The organism is Limnohabitans sp. 2KL-17 (assembly GCF_003063415.1).
In the GTDB taxonomy this organism is placed as follows: Bacteria; Pseudomonadota; Gammaproteobacteria; order Burkholderiales; family Burkholderiaceae_C; genus Limnohabitans_A.
The window spans coordinates 95,463-115,531 of the sequence record NZ_NESK01000006.1 but is presented as its reverse complement, the minus strand read 5'-3'; the positions used below and the strand labels follow the sequence as shown (position 1 = coordinate 115,531).

The 20,069-nt window shown below is 59.1% G+C and carries 17 protein-coding genes and 2 pseudogenes; 13 read left to right on the top strand and 6 right to left on the bottom strand.

The genetic code is table 11. The features are described 5' to 3' along the window. Positions 1–81 precede the first annotated feature (81 nt). The 3 genes from modA to B9Z45_RS04315 are packed head-to-tail and all read left to right on the top strand — an operon-like array spanning position 82 to position 2,729. Positions 82–813, top strand: coding sequence for a molybdate ABC transporter substrate-binding protein (gene modA / locus B9Z45_RS04325; RefSeq protein WP_233252068.1), 732 nt, complete (start codon positions 82–84; stop codon positions 811–813). Positions 814–864: 51 nt separating this feature from the next. Then, a complete protein-coding gene (modB, locus tag B9Z45_RS04320; RefSeq protein ID WP_108405993.1) occupies positions 865–1,542 on the top strand; it encodes a molybdate ABC transporter permease subunit in 678 nt (225 codons plus the stop codon). Then, on the top strand, positions 1,542–2,729 hold the full coding sequence (locus B9Z45_RS04315; protein WP_108405992.1) for an ABC transporter ATP-binding protein: 1,188 nt from the start codon (positions 1,542–1,544) through the stop codon (positions 2,727–2,729). Before modB ends, B9Z45_RS04315 begins: the two co-directional genes overlap by 1 nt. A gap of 121 nt (positions 2,730–2,850) precedes the next feature. Here the strand turns inward: B9Z45_RS04315 and B9Z45_RS17525 are convergent, their stop codons facing one another. Beyond that, positions 2,851–2,985 carry a hypothetical protein gene (locus tag B9Z45_RS17525; RefSeq protein ID WP_255561983.1) on the bottom strand — a complete coding sequence of 45 codons (135 nt, stop codon included), beginning with the start codon at positions 2,983–2,985 and terminating at the stop codon, positions 2,851–2,853. A gap of 69 nt (positions 2,986–3,054) precedes the next feature. Continuing rightward, positions 3,055–3,465, bottom strand: a complete 411-nt coding sequence (locus B9Z45_RS04310; protein ID WP_370445804.1) for a PaaI family thioesterase — start codon at positions 3,463–3,465, stop codon at positions 3,055–3,057. A gap of 155 nt (positions 3,466–3,620) precedes the next feature. Between B9Z45_RS04310 and B9Z45_RS04305 the strand changes: the two are divergent. Beyond that, positions 3,621–4,858, top strand: a pseudogene (locus tag B9Z45_RS04305) (NAD(P)/FAD-dependent oxidoreductase). Between the two features lie 15 nt (positions 4,859–4,873). Here B9Z45_RS04305 and B9Z45_RS04300 read toward each other — a convergent pair. Further along, entirely contained in the window at positions 4,874–8,455 is a 3,582-nt protein-coding gene (locus tag B9Z45_RS04300; protein ID WP_108405991.1) for an indolepyruvate ferredoxin oxidoreductase family protein, read from the bottom strand. A gap of 118 nt (positions 8,456–8,573) precedes the next feature. Here B9Z45_RS04300 and B9Z45_RS04295 point away from each other — a divergent pair, with 118 nt between their 5' ends. Next, positions 8,574–9,029 (top strand): Lrp/AsnC family transcriptional regulator, encoded by a 456-nt coding sequence (locus B9Z45_RS04295; protein WP_108405990.1) that lies wholly within the window; start codon positions 8,574–8,576, stop codon positions 9,027–9,029. On the opposite strand, the gene B9Z45_RS04290 is transcribed toward B9Z45_RS04295, so the two are convergent. Then, positions 9,030–9,497: a DUF3237 domain-containing protein gene (locus B9Z45_RS04290; RefSeq protein WP_108405989.1), complete on the bottom strand. Its 468-nt coding sequence runs from the start codon at positions 9,495–9,497 to the stop codon at positions 9,030–9,032. Between the two features lie 46 nt (positions 9,498–9,543). Between B9Z45_RS04290 and B9Z45_RS04285 the strand changes: the two genes are divergently transcribed. The 8 genes and pseudogenes from B9Z45_RS04285 to B9Z45_RS04255 all read left to right on the top strand — a co-directional run bounded on the left by B9Z45_RS04285 (position 9,544) and on the right by B9Z45_RS04255 (position 18,574). Continuing rightward, positions 9,544–10,626 (top strand): 3-deoxy-7-phosphoheptulonate synthase, encoded by a 1,083-nt coding sequence (locus tag B9Z45_RS04285; RefSeq protein WP_108405988.1) that lies wholly within the window; start codon positions 9,544–9,546, stop codon positions 10,624–10,626. Between the two features lie 62 nt (positions 10,627–10,688). Further along, complete coding sequence (locus tag B9Z45_RS04280; protein ID WP_108405987.1) at positions 10,689–13,751, top strand: type I restriction endonuclease subunit R; 3,063 nt, start codon at positions 10,689–10,691, stop codon at positions 13,749–13,751. Then, positions 13,741–14,121, top strand: coding sequence for a helix-turn-helix domain-containing protein (locus B9Z45_RS17230; protein ID WP_199221843.1), 381 nt, complete (start codon positions 13,741–13,743; stop codon positions 14,119–14,121). The genes B9Z45_RS04280 and B9Z45_RS17230 overlap by 11 nt, the downstream gene beginning before the upstream one ends. Then, the gene (locus B9Z45_RS04270; RefSeq protein ID WP_108405986.1) at positions 14,118–14,474 is read left to right on the top strand and encodes a hypothetical protein; all 357 of its coding nucleotides are present in this window, start codon (positions 14,118–14,120) and stop codon (positions 14,472–14,474) included. The genes B9Z45_RS17230 and B9Z45_RS04270 overlap by 4 nt, the downstream gene beginning before the upstream one ends. After that, positions 14,471–14,641 carry a hypothetical protein gene (locus tag B9Z45_RS17020; RefSeq protein ID WP_158270377.1) on the top strand — a complete coding sequence of 57 codons (171 nt, stop codon included), beginning with the start codon at positions 14,471–14,473 and terminating at the stop codon, positions 14,639–14,641. Before B9Z45_RS04270 ends, B9Z45_RS17020 begins: the two co-directional genes overlap by 4 nt. After that, positions 14,638–15,879, top strand: coding sequence for a restriction endonuclease subunit S (locus B9Z45_RS04265; protein WP_108405985.1), 1,242 nt, complete (start codon positions 14,638–14,640; stop codon positions 15,877–15,879). Before B9Z45_RS17020 ends, B9Z45_RS04265 begins: the two co-directional genes overlap by 4 nt. A gap of 21 nt (positions 15,880–15,900) precedes the next feature. Beyond that, positions 15,901–16,944 carry a UPF0149 family protein gene (locus B9Z45_RS04260; RefSeq protein WP_108406022.1) on the top strand — a complete coding sequence of 348 codons (1,044 nt, stop codon included), beginning with the start codon at positions 15,901–15,903 and terminating at the stop codon, positions 16,942–16,944. A 22-nt stretch (positions 16,945–16,966) separates the two neighbouring features. Further along, positions 16,967–18,574 (top strand): annotated as a pseudogene (locus tag B9Z45_RS04255) (type I restriction-modification system subunit M). 15 nt (positions 18,575–18,589) lie between these two features. On the opposite strand, the gene B9Z45_RS04250 reads toward B9Z45_RS04255, so the two are convergent. Together B9Z45_RS04250 and B9Z45_RS04245 are read right to left on the bottom strand one after the other, a co-directional pair. After that, positions 18,590–19,090 carry a cyclic nucleotide-binding/CBS domain-containing protein gene (locus B9Z45_RS04250; RefSeq protein ID WP_108405984.1) on the bottom strand — a complete coding sequence of 167 codons (501 nt, stop codon included), beginning with the start codon at positions 19,088–19,090 and terminating at the stop codon, positions 18,590–18,592. Between the two features lie 90 nt (positions 19,091–19,180). Further along, positions 19,181–19,894, bottom strand: a complete 714-nt coding sequence (locus B9Z45_RS04245) for a YebC/PmpR family DNA-binding transcriptional regulator (RefSeq protein ID WP_108405983.1) — start codon at positions 19,892–19,894, stop codon at positions 19,181–19,183. Positions 19,895–20,069: the final 175 nt, after the last annotated feature.

Genomic DNA, 20,069 nt, shown 5'->3' with positions numbered 1-20,069 from the left:
CATCGTGTTATGCGGACAAAGCTGCTTCGGGTTGACGGGGAGGCCCGCCGATTTTTCATGCTGACGGCCTTGGTCTGGCCCATGTCCACACAAAGAATGGCGCTGGCGCAAACACCCACGCGCATCAAAATTGCAGCCGCCAGCAATCTGAAGTTTGCGCTTGCTGACCTGAAAAGCCTGTTCCAGCAAGAGACAGGCATTCAAGTCGATGTCAATTTGGGCGCCTCGGGCAACCTCGCTCGGCAGATTTTGCAAGGCCTGCCGGTCGAGCAATTCATCTCGGCCGACGAAGACCGCGTGGCTGAATTGTTCAAGGCCGGCCGCACGCTGGATGCCGGGCAGCTGTATGCCACCGGCCGTCTGGCCTTGGTGGTGCCTCTAAATTCAGCACTGCCCCTGGCCCAAGGCTTGGCCGCCGTGGTGCGCGGCCTGAAGCCGGGCGATAAATTGGCCATCGCCAACCCTGCGCTGGCCCCTTACGGGGTCGCTGCCGAAGAGGCTTTGCAGCGCTCGGGTGTGGGGCCACTGGCGGCTCGGCAAAAGGTCCTGGGGGACAACGCCGGCCAGGCCACGCAGTTTGTGGCCACGGGGGCAGCGCAAGCGGGCATCACCGCCCTGGCCTTGGCCATGGTCCCGGAAATGGCCAGCAAGCTGCAGGTTTTGGCTTTGCCCGCGCATTTGCACGCCCCTTTGCACCAGCGCATGGTCTTGTTGCAGGGGGCCAGTCCGGCGGCCCGTGCTTGGCAGCGCTTTTTGGGCAGCCCCCAGGCGCTGGCGGTGTTTGTTCGGCACGGTTATGCGTTGCCGCAATAATCAAGGCCGTACCCCCCATCACGCACCCCCATCTCAAAGAACCCCTGAACCATGGATTGGTCTGCCTTTCACGTTTCGCTGACCCTGGCTGCCCTGACCACCCTGGTATTACTGCCGCTGGGCTTGGCGCTGGCCCGTTGGCTGGCGGTGACCACATGGATCGGGCGGCCCGTGGTGGAAGCCTTGCTGTTGCTGCCCTTGCTGTTGCCGCCCACCGTCATTGGCTTTTACTTTTTGATGGCTTTTGGCCAAGGCAGCCCTTTGGGTGCCTGGTTGGCCGCATCGGGCTGGCGCCTGGTGTTTACCCTCGAAGGCTTGCTGCTGGTGAGCGTGCTGGTCAACCTGCCCTTCATGGTGCAACCCATACAGCGCGCTTTTGCGGCGGTGCCCAACAGCTTGCGCGAGGCGGCCTGGGTGTCTGGCCTGTCCGCCTGGCAAACCTTTTGGCGCATTGAGTTGCCACTGGCCTGGCCCGGCTTGCTGGCGGGTATGGCGCTCACGGTGGCGCACACTTTGGGCGAATTTGGCGTGGTGCTCATGGTGGGCGGCAACATCGAAGGCGAAACCCGCACTTTGTCGGTGTCGCTTTACGACAAAGTGCAAGGCATGGATTTGCAGTCGGCCCATGTGATGGCGCTGGCGCTGGTGGGCGTGTCCTTGCTGGCGCTGAGTTTGGTGCTGGCATTTGACCGGGTGGGCCAGCGCGGCCGCGCCCTGCAGGAGCGCTGATGTCGGGCTTGCAAGTGCAATTGCACTCGGCCAGCTTGATCAGGCTGGAAGCCGAGTTCGACTGCGGCGCGGGTGAGCTGGTGGCCTTGGTCGGGCCATCGGGCAGCGGCAAAACCAGCATGTTGCGTGCGATTGCCGGTTTGTGGACGCCGGCCGATCTGCAGGGCCATATTCGTGTGGCTGGACAGGCTTGGCTCGACACGAAGGCGGGGGTTCAGTGGAGCCCCCAGCAGCGTCGTGCGGGCCTGGTGTTCCAGCAATACGCCTTGTTTCCGCACATGACGGCACATGCCAATGTGGCCCTGGCCGCTGGCCCTGGTTGGACCGCTGCCGATGTGCAGGCTTTGCTCAAGCGTCTGGGGCTGGATGCGCTGAGCCAGCGCCGACCGGCGCAGCTGTCGGGTGGCCAGCAACAGCGCGTGGCGCTGGCGCGGGCGCTGGTGCGGGTCATGCCGACACCGCAAACGGCTTCGGTGGCTGCTGAGCCAGAACATTTGCCCGGCGTCTTGCTGCTCGATGAGCCTTTTTCTGCCGTCGATGCCCCGACGCGGCAGGCCCTTTACCGTGAATTGGCGGCCTTGCGCCAAAAGGTGTCTGTGCCCATGGTGTTGGTCACGCACGACCTGGCCGAAGCCCGCCGCCTGGCCGACCGGGTGGTGATCGTGGATGCGGGACAAACCCTGCAAACCGGCGAGCCTGCACGTGTTTTTGCCAGCCCCCGCAACGCCCGTGTGGCCGAGCTGGTGGGCATTCAGAACCATTTTGAGGGGCGTTTTTTCACGGACATGCCGGGCTGGGGACGCTTGCGCTGGACCGATGCGGCCCAGCCCGAAAAAAGCATCGATTTGACGGTGATCGACAAGAACAAGATCGACGATGGCAAGCCAGTGACCTGGGTGCTGAATGGCGAACAGGTGGATGTGCTGGGGGATGCGCCGGGGGATGGCGAAGCGGCGAACGCTGTTGCTGGGCAAACCCGCTTGCGTTGCCAATTGCTGGAAGTCTTGTCACTGGGTGAAATCAGCCTGTGCACCCTGTCTCCGCAAGACTTGCCCGGTCAGACCCTCACCCTGAACCTGACCACTCGCCTGCTGGGGCGCCTGCAAGTGGCTGCCGGGGGCTGGGTTCAGTTGCTCATCGCTCCTGAGGCATTGCACATCATGCCGGTGCGCGAAGGGGTGATCTGAAGCTGGGCCTGATCCAGCGCCCAGATCCATCGCCCAAAGCAAAACCCGCAAAGCCTGCGCTGTTGCGGGTTTTTTGCTGAAAGGTGCAGCCCAAAGGCGGGCACCTCAGAGTGCAAAAGCCTCAGGCCATGAACACGGCAATGAAGGCCAGCAAGAAGATCAGCACGGCGCCAGCGGCCGGAATGACCACGGGAATGTGCTTGACCACGTTTTCAACGGGATCGTCAGATGTGTGTGTGTCGTCGTGAGCAGACATGGGGAACCTCAAAACAAGAATGCACGTATTGTAGCCAAGGGCAGCTGGCACCGGCCTGACGGTGCCCGATCACATCAGGGCGTAGGTGGTACTGGCTCTGAAAACGCTTTTGCCGTCATCGGCCCCGGCCAGGTCGATCTCGCCAAATGCCATGGCTTTGCCCACCCGCAGCACGCGCGCTGTGACGAGTGCGTCCTGACCCGACAGCGGTTTCATGAAGGTGCTGGACAGTTGCACCGTGCTGCAAGGCCTGAACTGGCCGAAGTGCTGGATCAGCGCCAGCACCATGGCCGTGTCGGCAGCGGCCATCATGGCCTGGCCGCACAACATGCCGCCCACGCGAGAGAGCTGATCGCTTTGCGGCAGGCGCAGCGTCACGCTGTCGGCGTCAAGGCGTTCGACCTTCAGGTTCAGGGCTTGCACCCAAGGGGCGAACAGGTCGGTCAGGGATTGCTGCAGGGTTTCAGTGGTCATGCTCATGCAAACAGTTTAAACAGATGAAAAGGTCCAAGTTGCCACCCCCTTCACCCGACCCATTTGCAGACCCTGCATCCTCTCTATACTGGGTCTGTTCGAGGCGTGCCTTGTCATGCATGCACCTTCCGATTGACACCCGCAACGCGGTCTGAAACGCCATGACTTCTTCCATCATCGTTCTGGGCGCCGGCATGGTCGGCACCTGCACCGCCTTGCACTTGCAGCAGCGTGGCTTTGACGTGGTGTTGGTGGACCGGCGCGCGCCCGGGCAAGAGACCTCTTTTGGCAATGCGGGCCTGATTCAGCGTGAAGCGGTCGAGCCTTATGCCTTTCCGCATGAGCCGGGTTTCTTGTTGAACGCGGCCTTGGGTCGGGGTGCAGAGGTCAATTGGCATGCGCGTGGCCTGTGGCAAATGGCTGGGTCTCTGTGGCGGTATTTCAATCACTCGCGTCCACAGCCGCACGCCCTCGCCACCGAGGCCTACAGCCGCCTGATTGCCCATGCCACGGATGAACATGCCCTGCTGATGACGGCTGCGGGTGCCCATGATCTGGTGAAGCAAGAGGGTTTTCGCTTTGTGTTCCGCACACCTCGCGCATTTGATGAAGCGCAGCAGCGGGCTTCGGCCTTGCACGACCGTTTTGGTGTGCTTTATCACGCAGAAAACAGCACCCAGCTGGCGCAGCCGAGCCCGCCTTGCAGTTGCCGTTGGCAGGTGCTGTTCACTGGCTCGATCCCTGGGCTGTGCATGATCCGGGCGCTTTGGTGCAGCGCTATGCCGATCTTTTTATGGCCCGTGGCGGGCGCTTTTTGACGGGCGACGCCACCAGTTTGCAGTCGCAAGGCGCTGGCTGGTCGGTGCAAACCAGCGGAGGCCGTGTGCAGGCCGAACAGGCGGTACTCGCGCTGGGCCCTTGGGCCGATGCCTTGATCCGCACACTCGGCTACCGTTTTCCGTTGTTCGTCAAACGCGGCTACCACCAGCACTACCGCTCGCCTGCGCAGTTGCGCCAGCCGCTGCTCGATGCCGAACGCGGCTATGTGCTGGCCCCCATGCAGCGCGGCTTGCGGCTGACCACGGGTGCCGAATTTGCGCCGATCGATGCACCGCCCACGCCCGTGCAACTGCTCAAGGCCGAGGCACTGGCAGGTGAACTGCTTGATTTGGGTGAGCCACTGTCCGAGCCGCCCTGGCTGGGCGCACGCCCCTGCACCGCCGACATGCTGCCCGTGATGGGGCCCGCACCACGCCACAAAGGCCTGTGGTTCAACTTCGGCCATGCCCACCAGGGCTTCACGCTGGGACCCGTGGCGGGCCGATTGCTCGCCGAGATGGTGCATGGCGAGTCCTCTCGGGTAGACGCCAGGCCCTACTTGCCCCAGCGTTTTATGTGAGATTTTCAGCAAATTTCAGGCACGGCGTATCGCGATGCCGCGCAGTTGCTGCCCATCGGCCTGTTCCTTGGGGCGAGGGTATTGCACCGGGTTTATCCGGTGCAATAGCCAGGTTTCACGGGTTTGCGCGGCCCGCACGTTGCGCAGCTTCACGTGACCAAACCCTCGCATCGACAAGGGCAGCGCCAGCAGGTCTAGCAATACCGGCATTTGTCCGGGTTGGATTTGAGGCAATACATCTGACAACACCCAGCGCACTCGGGCCTCATATTGGTCAACCATCCTGCGCTCCAGACGCCGCTCTTCGGTTCGGCCAAACGGGTCGAACCCCGTGCCGCGTAAAAACTTGCCTTTGGCGAGCAGACGCAATGCGGGGCGCATCCAGGCTCCCAGCATGACCTTGCGAGGTGCTTTGCCCGCTGGGGCTTTGAACAACGAAGGCGGGGACATGTGAAAAGCCAGTCGGTAGTCGCCCTCAAACTGGGCATCGAGCTGGCGCTGAAAGGCCGTGTCGCTGAACAGTCTGGCGACTTCGTACTCGTCCTTGTAGCTCATCAACTTGTGCAAACTGCGGGCCACGGTCAGTGCCAGTGCATCGTCGGGCAAATCGGCAGCTTGAGCGACATCATTGACTTGGCTCAACAGGTTTTCATACCGCTGTGCCCAGGCCGCGTTTTGGTAGGCCGTCAACTGTCGAATGGCGTGTGCGATGAACCCGGTCAGGCTTTCGGGCTCGGGCTCGGTCAGGGCTTGTTCTTTAAGCGCCGCGGGGTCCCCAGCAGCCAGGCGACCCACCGTGAAGGCCAAAAGGTTGGACTCTACGGCCACGTTGTTCAGGCGAATCGCCTGCTCCAAAGCCGCAAGGCTCACAGGCACCAGGCCGAGCTGCCAGGCATAGCCCATGGCCAGGATGTTCGAGGCCAGTGTGTCGCCCAGCACCTGGTCGGCCAGCAACTGAGCGTTGAAGGTTTCAACTTGCTCTGAGCCGGCGGAAAAGCGCATTTTCTCAACCAGCAAGTCGGTCTGCAGTTGCATATCGGGGTGGCGCACTGCGTCTGCCACCGGGGTTTCATGCACATTCACCAGCACGCGAGTGCGGCCATGGCGCAAGGTTTGGAGCGCTTCCGGCGAGGCGGCCACCACCGCGTCGCAGGCCAGCACTGCATCGGCCTGCTGGGTGTCAATGCGCACTTGGTTGAGCTGCTGCCGGGTAGCTGCGATGCGCACAAAACTCAGCACCGATCCCCCCTTTTGGGCAAATCCCATGAAGTCGAGCACGCTGGCATGCTGACCTTCCAGGTGGGCGGCCATGGCAATCACCGCGCCCACCGTGACCACCCCGGTGCCGCCCACGCCGGTGATCAGCAAATCCCACGGACTGTCGGTGCTGCGCGGGTGCACATCGGGCAATCGTGCGGCATGTGCCATGAGGTGCGCACGTGCTTCGGGCGATGCGCCTGTTTTGTGGCGCAGGCGCCCCCCGGTGACGCTGACAAAGCTGGGGCAAAAACCGTTCGAGCACGAATAGTCTTTGTTGCAATGGGTCTGGTCGATCTTGCGCTTGCGGCCCCATCGAGTTTCGTGCGGCAACACGGCCACGCAATTGCTTTGCACACCGCAGTCGCCACAGCCTTCGCACACGCTTTCATGAATCATCAGCCGACGCGTTGGTTCAGCCAGCTCACCTTTTTTCCGGCGGCGGCGTTTTTCGGCGGCGCAGGTCTGTTCATAAATCAGCACCGATACGCCGGACACCTCGCGCAATCGGCGTTGCACTGCGTCCAGATCCTCACGGGGGTGAAACGTGGCAATGGATGGAAACTGCTTTTTGATGGGGTTGAATTTTTTTATGTCATCGCTCACGATGGCCAACGCCAAAACGCCTTCGCTTTCGACTTGGCGAGCTATCGTATCCACGCTGATGACGCCATCTACCGGTTGCCCGCCCGTCATGGCCACCGCATCGTTGAACAAAATCTTGTAGGTGATGCTGGCCTTGGCTGCCACAGCCTGTCGAATGGCGAGGTAACCTGAGTGGTAATAGGTACCATCGCCCAGGTTCTGAAATACATGCGGTGTGCGAGTGAAGCGCGAGTGAGAGACCCAGTCCACCCCTTCACCGCCCATCTGGATCAGGCCGGCCGTTTCGCGCTCCATCCAGTTGGCCATGAAGTGGCAGCCAATGCCCGCGCGTGCGGTGGAGCCTTCGGGCACCTTGGTGGAGGTGTTGTGCGGACAACCTGCGCAGAAATATGGCAAACGCTTGACCGCATCGCTGGCATTGCTCTGCATCATGGCGGGCACAAAGTCGCGCACCTTGAGGTGAGGGATGTTCAGTGCCTGGCCAGCGTGGTGCTGCAGCCATTGCGCCACCTGCACGATCAGGCGCGAAGGTCGCAACTCGCCCAACCCTGACAGCAGGGCCTGACCGTGGGCATCGCGCTTGCCAATGATGGTCGGACGTACCTTGGCGTTGTAAAACAGGTCTCGCAGTTGCTGCTCCACGATGGGCGCTTTTTCCTCAATCACCAGAATGTCGCTCAAGCTCTGTGCAAAGGTCTGTATGCGCGACGCGTCGATGGGGAAGGTCAGACCCAGCTTGATCACGCGCACGCCCGCCGCAGCCAGCGCGTCTTCGCTCAAGTTCAGTCGGCGAAACACCTCCATCAAGTCGTGGTGGGCTTTTCCCGCAGTGACGATGCCAATGTGAGCCTGCGGGCTGTCGATCACGGTGCGGTCAATGCTGTTGACCTTGGCAAACGCGGCCACGGCGGCCAGCTTGTCCTGCAGGCGCGACTCGATGCGCAACGAGGGCAGATCGGGCCAGCGGTAGTGAAGACCGTCAGCGGGAGCGACATGTCCGGTCAGGGCCTGCACTTCCTGTGGACTTTTCCAGCTTGCGGTTTGTGCGTTGATTGCGCCCAGGTCCACCGTGGTGCTGCTTTCCACCACTTCCGACAAGGCGGTCATGCCAACCCAGGCGCCCGAGTATCGCGACAGTGCAAAGCCATATAGGCCAAAGCTGACCAGCTCAGACACATCGGCAGGTGAAACCACCGGCATGTGCCAGGATTGGAACACCTGATCGCTCTGGTGCGGCATGGAAGAAGATACGCAGCCGTGGTCATCACCCGCCACCACCAGCACCCCGCCATGGGGTGACGAGCCGTATGCGTTGCCGTGCTTGAGCGCATCGCCCGCCCGGTCCACGCCCGGCCCCTTGCCGTACCACAGGCCAAACACGCCATCGACCGTGCGTTCGGGGTCCGACTCCACCCGCTGCGTGCCCAGGACCTGTGTGGCCCCAAGCTCTTCGTTGATGGCGGGGACAAACTCGATGCCCGCGTTCTTGAATCTATCGCCCTGCTTCCAGATCACCTGGTCCACCATGCCCAGCGGTGAGCCCCGGTAGCCGCTGATGAAGCCCCGGGTGTTCCACTGCTGGCGCTCGTCGTGCTGGCGTTGCATCAGCATCAACCGCACCAGGGCCTGTGTGCCCGACAGAAAGACCGCCCCTTGTGATGCCCAGATGTTGTCTTTGAGCTGGTAGTCGCGCAGGGCGGGCGTGCTGGTGCTGGCAGGGGATGTGTGGGGCATGAAAGTCTCCTAAGTTCAGGAGTAAGAATAGGCGGTCAATTGGGGAATTAATCCCTTATTTGTCCCCATTTATCCTTAATTTAAAGAATGAATTTCTGCATTATCATAAAATCGAAGAATGAATGACGCATACAGTCTTAAAATTCTCGAAGCCTTGCAAGATGACTCGCGCATGACCGTGCAGCAAATCTCCGAGCGCGTGGGTTTGTCCACCACGCCTTGCTGGAAACGCATCAAGGAGATGGAAGCGAAGGGGGTCATCACGGGCTACACCGTGCAGGTGGATCGTAAAAAGGTTGGCCTGAATTTGATGGTCATGGCCGAGATCAACCTGACCCAGCACACCGAAAAAACCGTGGCCGAATTTGAAGCCGCCGTGGAGGCCACTGCCCACATCGTGCGCTGTTACTCCACCACCGGACAGTCGGACTATGTGCTGATGATCATGGCCACCGACATTGAACAGTACGAGCAATTTCTCATGCGCACCCTGTTCAAGTTGCCTGCGGTGGCGCATGTGCGTTCCAGCATCGTGCTGCGCGAAGTCAAGAAGGGTGCTGGCTTGCCGTTGTGATCACAGGACTCGGTAAAAACTCAAGAAAACCCCATCGGGCGCGCGCCGCCCGGTGCCGATGAACTGGCTCTCGCTCAGCCAGGCCCATTGCGGCGCGGTGGCTTCCAGCTTGGGTTGGCAGCGAAAGTAGATCTCGTCGGGGTTGACCGGCTCGCCGCTCATGATGCGCCTGGAGTTCTCCAGCGAGGCCACACGCAAGGCGGTGTTTTGCACAAACACCCGGCTGCCGTCATCGAGCTCGATCACATAACGCGCGTCCAGATGTGCCTGCGTGCCGCCGCCCAGAATCAGCTGGAAGTCGGCGCCACCGGCCAGCACTTTGCCATTCACCCGGGAGCCGGTCACGGTGCCGCCCGTGATCGGGATCATGCGGCGCAGACCGGCCGGCGTGTGGCCGACTTCAACGGGCGGGGCGATGGTCACGGCCAGGTCGCACAGGTGTTCGAGTTGGGGTGGGGGCAAGGTCATGGGGGATCCCTTTAAACTGGGTCTGAATTATCAGGTGACTTTACAAATGCTTTCGACCCAAGACAAAACCCGCATCGACGACACCCGCATTGCTTCGGTGCGCCCCCTCATGACACCCGCTTTGCTCGAAGAGCAGCTGCCCGCATTGCCTGCGCATCTGGCGTTGGTCGAGCGTTCGCGGCAAGACATCTCGAACGTCTTGCAGGGCAAAGACGACCGCCTGCTGGTCGTGGTCGGGCCCTGCTCGATCCATGACCATGACCAGGCCATCGCCTACGCCAAGCTGCTCAAGGTCGAGGCCGATCGGCACGCCCAGGACCTGCAGATCGTGATGCGCGTGTATTTTGAAAAACCCCGCACCACCGTGGGCTGGAAGGGCTACATCAACGACCCGCACCTGGACGGCAGCTTTGCCATGAACCAGGGGTTGGAGATGGCGCGAAAACTCTTGCTCGACATCATCGACCTGGGCGTGCCCGTGGCCACCGAATTTTTGGATTTGCTCAGCCCCCAGTACATCAGCGACTTGGTCACCTGGGGTGCCATCGGTGCGCGCACCACCGAAAGCCAGAGTCACCGCCAACTGGCCAGCGGCCTGTCTTGCCCGGTGGGTTTCAAGAACGGCACCGACGGTGGCGTCAAGGTCGCGGCCGATGCGGTGGTGGCCGCCAAGGCCCCGCACGCCTTCATGGGCATGACCAAGATGGGCCAGGCCGCGATCTTCGAGACGCGCGGCAACCAGGATGTGCACATCATCTTGCGCGGCGGCAAAGCGCCCAACTACTCAGCCGCCGATGTGGACGCTGCGTGCAAAGCGCTCGAAGCTTCAGGCATCGCGCCGCAAGTCATGGTGGACGTGTCGCACGCCAACAGCAGCAAGCAGCACAGCAAACAGATCGAGGTGGCGCACGATGTGGCTGCGCAGATCGCCGCCGGAGACCGCCGCATCATGGGCCTGATGATTGAGAGTCACCTGAATGAGGGCCGGCAAGACCTGAAAGAAGGTCAGCCGCTGGCGCATGGCGTGTCGATCACCGATGCCTGCATCAGCTTCGAGCAGACCGTGCCCGTGCTGGAGGCGCTGGCCAAGGCGGTGCAAAAGCGACGGGGGCGGCAGTCTGCTTTGTAATTTATACCGTCACAATACGGTTACTTTTTATTTAAACAGCTTACTTGGTCACGCGCTTGCCTATGTCATCCTCGAAGTTCACTTACGACTTGTCTTCTGGCGCACCTGGACACAGCGTCAAGGAAGAGCAAATTGAATACGGCTTCATCGGCAAACTGCAAAGCCTCAAATACGCGTACCGCGACGACATTCGCGACCGCGCAGCCCTTGAGCAAAACTTCCGCGAGAAATTCCAAGAACTCAATCGCGTCAACCTCAGCGATGCCGAGTTCAAACGCTTGTTAGAAGACATCGTCACTCCCGACGTGTTCACCGCCGCCCGCACCCTGCGCGAGCGCAATGCCTTTACCCGCGACGACGGCACGCCGCTCAACTACACCTTGGTCAACATCAAGGACTGGTGCAAAAACACCTTCGAGGTGGTCAACCAGCTGCGCATCAACACCGATTACAGCCACCACCGCTATGACGTGCTCATCCTCATCAACGGGGTGCCTTGCGTTCAGGTGGAGCTGAAGACGCTGACCGTCAATCCGCGCCGCGCCATGGAGCAAATCGTTGATTACAAAAACGATCCAGGCAACGGCTACAGCAAAACCCTGTTGTGCTTCTTGCAGTTGTTCATCGTCAGCAACCGCACCAACACCTATTACTTCGCCAACAACAACACGCGTCACTTTGCGTTCAATGCAGACGAGCGCTTTTTGCCTATCTATCAGTTCGCCGACGAAGCCAACAACAAAGTCAACCACCTCGATGACTTTGCCCAGAAGTTCTTGCCCAAATGCACGCTGGGCGAAACCATCAGCCGCTACATGGTGTTGGTGGCGTCTGAGCAAAAGCTGCTGATGATGCGGCCCTATCAGGTGTACGCCGTCAAGGCCATCGTGGACTGCATTCACGACAACTCTGGCAACGGCTACATCTGGCACACCACGGGCAGCGGCAAAACGCTCACCTCGTTCAAAGCGTCCACACTGCTCAAAGACAACCCAACAATAGAGAAATGCCTCTTTGTGGTGGACCGCAAAGACTTGGACCGTCAAACCCGCGAAGAGTTCAACCGCTTCCAAGAAAACTGCGTCGAAGAAAACACCAACACCGCCAGTTTGGTGCGCCGCCTGCTGTCAGACGACTATGCCGATAAGGTCATCGTCACCACCATCCAAAAGCTGGGCTTGGCACTTGATGAAAACAGCAAGCGCAACAAGCAACGCACCAACAGCGGCCAAGCCACCTACAAAGAACAGCTCGCGCCACTGCAAGACAAGCGCATCGTCTTCATCTTTGACGAGTGCCACCGCTCGCAGTTTGGCGACAACCACAAAGCCATCAAAGCGTTCTTCCCCAAGGCTCAGTTGTTTGGCTTTACCGGCACGCCCATTTTTGAAGACAACGCCAGCCGCACCCAGATTGAAGACGAGCAAGCCAGCCTGCGCACGACTGAAGACCTCTTTCAAAAGCAGCTACACGCCTACACCATCACCCACGCCATTGAAGACGCCAACGTGCTGCGCTTTCGTGTGGACTACTTCAAGCCTGAAGGTAAAAACGTGCCCAAGCCGGGCGAGGCTTTAGCCAAAAAAGCCGTGATTGATGCCATCTTGGCCAAGCACGACACCGCTACCGCAAGCCGCCGCTTTAACGCCGTGCTGGCCACCGCCAGCATCAACGACGCCATTGAGTACCACGCACTGTTTAAAGAAGCACAAGCGGCCAAGCACGCCGCTGATGCCGGCTTTGTGCCGCTCAGCATCGCTTGCGTGTTTTCACCGCCCGCCGAGGGCAATGCCGACGTGCAGCAAATTCAAGAAGACTTGCCGCAAGAAAAGCAAGACAACCAAGTTGACCCCGACAGCAAAAAAGCCGCGCTCAAAGCTATTCTTGCCGACTACAACACCCGCTTTGGCACCAACCATAGCTTGAGCGAGTTCGATCTGTACTACCAAGACGTTCAAAAGCGCATCAAAGACCAACAGTGGCCCAATGCCGACTACCCAGCAGCCAAGAAGATTGACATCACCATCGTGGTAGACATGCTGTTGACCGGCTTTGACAGCAAATACCTCAACACCCTGTATGTGGACAAAAATCTCAAGCACCACGGCTTGATACAAGCGTTCTCGCGCACCAACCGCGTGCTCAACGGCACCAAGCCCTACGGCAACATCCTCGACTTCCGCCACCAAAAAGACGCGGTCGATGCTGCCATTGCTTTGTTCTCTGGCGAAAAGAGCGAAGAAAAAGCCCGTGAAATTTGGCTGGTGGACAAAGCCCCCGTCGTCATCGACAAGCTGCAAACTGCGGTGCAAGAGCTGGCCGACTTTATGCAAACTCAAGGCCTGGCTTGTGCGCCTGAGGCAGTGCCCAACCTCAAGGGTGACGATGCCCGCGCCGCCTTTGTTAAGAAGTTCAAAGAAGTGCAGCGCCTCAAAACCCAGCTGGACCAATATACCGACCTCACCCCAGACAACGCTGCCGCCATCGAGAAAATTTTGCCCAGCGAAGTGCAACAAGGCTTTCGAGGTGCTTACCTGGAAACCGCGCAGGTCCTCAAACAACAGCAAGACAAACCCGGCCAAGGCGATCACACCATCACCGACGAGGTGGACCAGCTCGACTTTGAATTTGTGCTGTTTGCCAGCGCCGTCATCGACTACGACTACATCGTGGGCCTCATGTCGCGCTTCTCTAGCCAAGCGCCGGGCAAGCAGAAGATGAGCCGTGAAGAACTCATTGGCCTCATCAGCGCCGATGCCAAGTTTATGAACGAGCGCGACGAAATTGCTGCCTACATTGCCACCCTAAAGGTAGGCGAGGGCCTGAGCGAAGCGTCTATCCGCGATGGCTACGCCCGCTTCAAAAAAGAAAAAGACAGTGCAGAGCTAATCGCCATTGCTGCACAACACGGCTTGGCACCTGCAACGCTACAAGCCTTTGTAGACAGCACCTTGCAGCGCCTGATTTTGGACAGCGATGCCTTGACCGAACTCATGGCCCCGCTCGACTTGGGGTGGAAAGCCCGCGCCCAAGCCGAGACCGCATTGATGGCCGAGCTGATTCCGCTGCTGACCAAACGCGCCCAAGGGCGTGACATTTCGGGCTTGAGCGCGTATGAGCACTGAACCTCTGCGTGAAAACCACCGCGTTGAGCTCAAGCGCGAGCTCACGCCCGAGCTCGACCTGGAAAAAGAAGTCGTCGCTTTTTTCAACAGCCACGAAGGCGGATTCATCTACATCGGCATCGACAAAACCGGCCAGCGCGTGGGCGTAACCGAACAAGTACGTCGCCTGTGCATGGCTCTGGGGCAAGAGAGCAAAGGCTCAAAAGAGCTGATGCAGTTGCTGAACCTTAAGCACCGCCCGAGCTTTTTAGAAGGCTATTTGAACCCGGCCTTACAGCAGAATTTTGTGCAGATGACCCAGCCAGACTCACCACGTAGCCCCACACAAAAATACCGACTGACCGCACAAGGAAAGACCTTGTCGAAATGACCATCCGCCAACAGCACACCACCAAGCCGGACGCGTCCGCTTACCAAAATCTGCTTGCTGAGTTGAAGAAACACATGGCCGATTTGCAAACACTGCGCGAGCAGGCCATCGAAACACTGACGCCCACTGTTCAAGAAATGGTGCGCAGTGGCAGCCGCAATGTGCAGCAGATCGAGCACACACTTGATCAGCTTTTAGACCACGCCTGTTTGCCGGAGGGCCTCGCCCTATTCAAAACCCTGTGTCGCCACTACTGGACGCTGGACCCGCACGCCACCACAAGATACGTCCACGCCTACCGCGAGACGTGGGAAGAGGATGACCAGAACAACACCGATGAGGTGCATACATGAACCGCAAGACCGTGGAGCTACTGGGCATTTGGGCGTCCATTTGCAACCCCGCTTTGAATGATGGCGAATTCGCCACAATTAAAAGCCCCGCCAGTGTCACTGAAATGGTCATCGCGCAAATGCGCAGCCTACTGGCCGATTACCACATCAAGAGGCTGGCGCGATGAGCGTCGATAAAACAAAGCGGGTGCCGAAGCTGCAGTTTCCGGAGTTTCGAGGGGAGGATGGGTGGCAAGAATACTCAGGCAATCACCTGTTTGAGCAGATCAGCAACAAGAATCCAGAGCCAGGTCTGCCAGTGTTGGCGATCACGCAAGAGCACGGAGCCATTCCGCGAGACATGATTGACTACCATGTCTCAGTCACAGACAAGAGCATCGAGAGTTACAAAGTTGTCTCAGTGGGCGACTTCATCATCAGCCTGCGCTCGTTCCAGGGGGGTGTTGAATACTCGCAGTACCACGGCATCTGCAGCCCGGCATACGTCATTTTGAGACGGCGCAAAGAGGGCTCTGACGCCTACTACAAGCACTATCTGAAAACAGACAGATTCATTCAAATCCTCACCAAGAACCTAAAAGGTCTTCGTGATGGAAAGATGATCAGCTACAAGCAATTTTCAGAGCTGCAAATTCCCGTACCTGCACCTCAAGAACAACAAAAAATCGCCTACTGTCTGAGTTCGGTGGACGAACTGATCGCAGCGCAAGCGCGCAAAGTCGATGCGCTCAAGACCCATAAAAAAGGACTGATGCAGCAACTCTTTCCCCGCGAAGGCGAAACCCAACCGCGTTTGCGGTTTCCTGAGTTTCAAAATGCTGGGGAGTGGGAGATGAAAGCACTGTCTGAAATCGTGCGGGTTGCGTCCGGCCAAGTTGACCCAACGCAGCCAACATACAGCGGCTTTCCGCAGATCGGCAGCGAGAACATCGAGTCCAATACTGGCAAATTGGTGAACGTGAAATCCGCTGGTGAAAAGGGGGTAATCAGCGGGAACTACCTCTTCGACGAAAACGATGTTCTCTACTCGAAGATTCGTCCTGCTTTGAACAAGGCAGCCGCGCCAGATTTCTCAGGCATTTGCAGCGCGGATATTTATCCTATTCGGTCTGTCAACGCCGCCGTACTGCGAAGTTACCTCTTGTATTTGCTTCTCTCCGATAAGTTCCTCGAACACGCGATCCGAAGTTCCGCCCGAGGGAAGATTCCAAAAATCAACCGCGACGACTTGCTTGGATATGCGACCGCGATTCCCAAGCCGCCCGAACAACAAGGCATCGCCGACTGCCTGAGCAGCCTCGACGCCCAAATCACAGCCGAAACCCAACAGCTCGACACCTTAAAGACCCACAAAAAGGGCTTGATGCAGCAGTTGTTTCCCTCGGCGCAAAAGGTGGCGGCATGAGCGCGCTGACAAAGAAAACCCATGACTGAAGATACTCACGACATCATCCACTCCCCCCTGGCGCGCATGCTCAGTGGCGAGGGGCACACCCTGCACATTGACATTTACCGGGGCGCAAACGAGCCGGACTGGATTTTAGAAATTGAGGACGAAACGGGCACGTCTACCGTGTTTGATGAGCGTTTTGCCACCGACCAAGCAGCGCTGGACGCGGCACTGACCGAGATAGAGACCGAAGGCGGGATACACCGCTTTTATGCCAATGCACAGGCCGGGGCCATGGCCAGCGAGGCCGAGATGTTGGCCAAGCTGGATACGCTGAAAAAATCATCACCAAAGGCCAGTAAAGCCCTCGCGCACAACATGATGGAGGCGCTGTCGGAAGAGGAACTGGACGAGCTGGATGGCCTGCTGCTGGAGGTGGACGCCGACCAAGGCATGACGCTGGACACGCTGGATGGCTTTTTGCACGCCATCGCCATAGGGCCTGAGACGGTGATGCCCAGCCGGTGGCTGCCCAAGGTGTGGGATCTGGACGATGGGGGCATGATGCCGCCCATGGACAGCCTGGAGCAGGTGAACCACCTGATGGGGCTGATCATGCGGCATTACAACAGCATCATTTGGGGCCTGGAGCAAAGTCCGCCGGTGTTTGCGCCCATGTGGCCTGTTTTTGAACACAACGGCCGTGAAGAGGACGATGCAGAAGGATGGGCACACGGCTTTACCGAAGGCGTCAAACTGAGCTTGGCCGCCTGGCAGCCCCTGCTGCGTGACCCGCAAGGCCAGCAGTGGTACCACCCTATTGCGCTGCTGGGCGACGAGGATGCGCCGCCCGAATGGGACGATCTGATCCGCACGCCTGAGCAGCGTGCCAAGTTGACCGCGCAGATTGAAGACAACGTGCTGCAGATACACGCTTATTGGCTGCCGGTGCGCCAAGCCGTGGCCGAGCGACAGACCGCGCAAGCCATGGGCACCAAGGTAGGCCGCAACGAGCCTTGCCCCTGCGGTAGCGGCAAAAAGTTTAAAAAGTGCTGTGGTTCGCCAGCCGATCTACATTGAGCCCCTTTGTTGCAAAGACACCATGACCGAACAAAACCAAAAACAATTGGGCAAAACCCTCTGGGCCATTGCCGACCAGCTGCGCGGCTCGATGGATGCAGACGACTTTCGCGACTACATGTTGTCATTCCTGTTCTTGCGCTACCTGTCTGACAACTACGAGGCTGCTGCTCAGAAAGAGCTGGGTGCTGATTACCCCAAGGTAGACGCTGAGGCCAAGCAAGTGCCGCTGGCCGTTTGGTATGCCGCCAACGCCGCCGACGTGCCCGCGTTTGAAAAGCAGATGCGCCGCAAGGTGCATTACGTGATTAAGCCAGCGCATTTGTGGAGCAGCGTAGCCAACATGGCCCGCACGCAAGACAGCGAGTTACTGAACACACTGCAAGCTGGGTTCAAGTACATCGAGAACGAATCGTTCGAGAGCACGTTTGCAGGCCTGTTCTCTGAGATTGATTTGGGCTCATCCAAGTTGGGCAAGGGCTACAGCGAACGCAATGCCGTGCTGTGCACTGTCATTCAAAAAATTGCCGAAGGCTTGGCAGACTTTTCGACCAACACCGACGCGCTGGGCGATGCCTATGAATACCTGATTGGCCAGTTCGCCGCAGGCTCGGGCAAGAAGGCGGGCGAGTTTTATACGCCGCAGCAAATCTCAGACATTCTGTCCACCATCGTCACGCTGGACAGCCAAGAGCCCAAGACCGGGCATAAGCAAAGGCTAGAGAGCGTGATGGACTTTGCCTGTGGGTCAGGCTCGCTGCTGCTGAATGTGCGCAAGCGCATGGGGCCGCACGGCATTGGCAAGATTTACGGCCAAGAGAAAAACATCACCACCTACAACCTGGCCCGCATGAACATGCTGCTGCACGGGGTGAAAGACACCGAGTTTGAAATCTTTCACGGCGACACACTCACCAACGAATGGGACAAGCTGCGCGAGCTAAACCCAGCCAAGAAGCCATCGTTTGATGCCATCGTGGCCAACCCACCCTTTAGCTTGCGCTGGGACGCCAGCGAGGCCATGGCCGACGACGTGCGCTTTAAAAATCACGGCCTAGCGCCCAAGTCGGCGGCAGACTTTGCCTTTTTGCTGCACGGTTTTCACTTCCTCAAAGACGAAGGCGTGATGGCCATCATCTTGCCGCACGGTGTGTTGTTTCGCGGCGGGGCAGAAGAGCGCATTCGCACCAAGCTGCTCAAAGACGGGCACATCGACACCGTTATTGGTCTGCCGTCCAACCTGTTTTATTCCACCGGCATCCCTGTGTGCATCTTGGTGCTCAAGAAGTGCAAAAAGCCGGACGATGTGTTGTTCATCAACGCGGCGGATCACTTTGACAAAGGCAAGCGCCAGAACCAACTGAGCGAAGCGCACATTGCCAAGATCATCAAGACCTACCAGTTCCGTTAGGAAGAGACGCGTTATTCACGCCGTGTGGAGATGGCCGAGATTGAGAAGAACGATTTCAACCTCAATATTTCGCGCTACATCAGCACGGCGGTGGCGGACGCTGAGATTGACTTGTCGGTAACGCACCAGCAGCTTGTCAGCATTGAAGAGGACATCAAGGCCGCCAAGGACAAGCACAACGCCTTTTTGAAAGAGCTGGGTTTGGATTTGTTGCCTTGACCAGGCCTGTCTGCGTCAAGGCTCGTGCTGCGCCAGGTACATGCTGCCGGCTTCGGTCGGGTTGAACATGGGCGAGGTTCGGCTGCTTTCCAGGTCGATGCCCATGCGCAATGCCTGCGACAAGCCACTGAGCTCGTCTGCCAAGGTGGCCAGCAAATCATCGATGGACAACAAGCCCATCAGCCGGCCGTTGGGCGCGGTGATGAATACCCGACGCACGCCATATTGGTTCATGGCCTTGACCGCTTCGTGCACCGTGGCCGTGCCGGGCACCCGAATCAAATGAACGGTGCTGAACGCGCCGATGTTCTGTTCTTGCGGCGTGCGGTCTTGCGCCAGCAAATGGATGACCAGATCGCGGTCGGTCACCACCCCCACCACCCGCGTCGGGTCTTCGGGGTCGGTCAAAGCCAGTGCGCCTACATGGTGGGTGCGCATCATCTCTGCGGCCTTGCGCACAGAAGCCTCGGCGCTCACGGTGAGGATGTCGCGCTGGCAAAGTTGGGACAGGTTCATGAAAAACGCTCCTGAAAACGAAACCAGTCCACCTTAGTCGGGTGGGCTGTGTGTTTCAGTGCGTTGTTTCACCCGGCATACCGAGCAGGCTCAGCCTGACAGCCCCACAAACACGTTTTGCACGTCGTCGTTGTTGTCGACAGCACCCAGAAAGCTCTCGACTTCTTCCAGGTGCTCCGGGCTCAGGCTGGCCGGGTCGACCGGATTTTTGGGTTTGTAGCCCAGTTTGGCCGACACCACCGTGAAGCCGTGTGCGGGCAAGGCGCGGCTGACCAGGTCCAGGTCGGTCGCCTCGGTGATGAACACCGTCACGCCGTCTTCATCGGCGGGTTCAAAGTCTTGTGCGCCGGCTTCGATGGCGGCCAATTCCGGATCGGCGCCCGCCGCAGCGGGTTCGGCCTCGATCATGCCCACATGGTCAAAGTCCCAGGACACTGAGCCCGATGTGCCTTGCTGGCCCTTGCGAAACAAAACACGCATCTCGGATGCACTGCGGTTCACGTTGTCGGTCAGCACCTCGATCATCACGGGCACTTGGTGCGGCGCAAAGCCTTCGTAAATGACCCGTTCAAAGCTGACGGCATCGCCCAAAAGGCCCGCACCCTTCTTGATGGCGCGCTCCAGTGTCTCTTTGGGCATGGACACCTTGCGGGCCTGCTCGACCACCAGACGCAAACGCGAGTTGGCGGCCGGGTCGGCGCCATTGCGTGCTGCAATCATGATGTCCTTGGCCAGTCGGCCAAACAGCTTGCCTCTGGCGTCTGCTGCCTGTGCCTTGCCTTTTGCTTTCCATTGGGCGCCCATGGGGTCTTCCTTGGTGAGGGTCCGGCGCCAAACGCCCAGACTTGGTAAAAGAGGCGCCCAGCACAGAGCTGGGCGCGGTTCAGAACGGGTGCCAGTTTAATCGCCCGGGTGTTCAAGCGCCTGACTGCAATCCCCATGAGGCGGCGGCCCGACAGCTCAGTCAGCTAAACGGGGG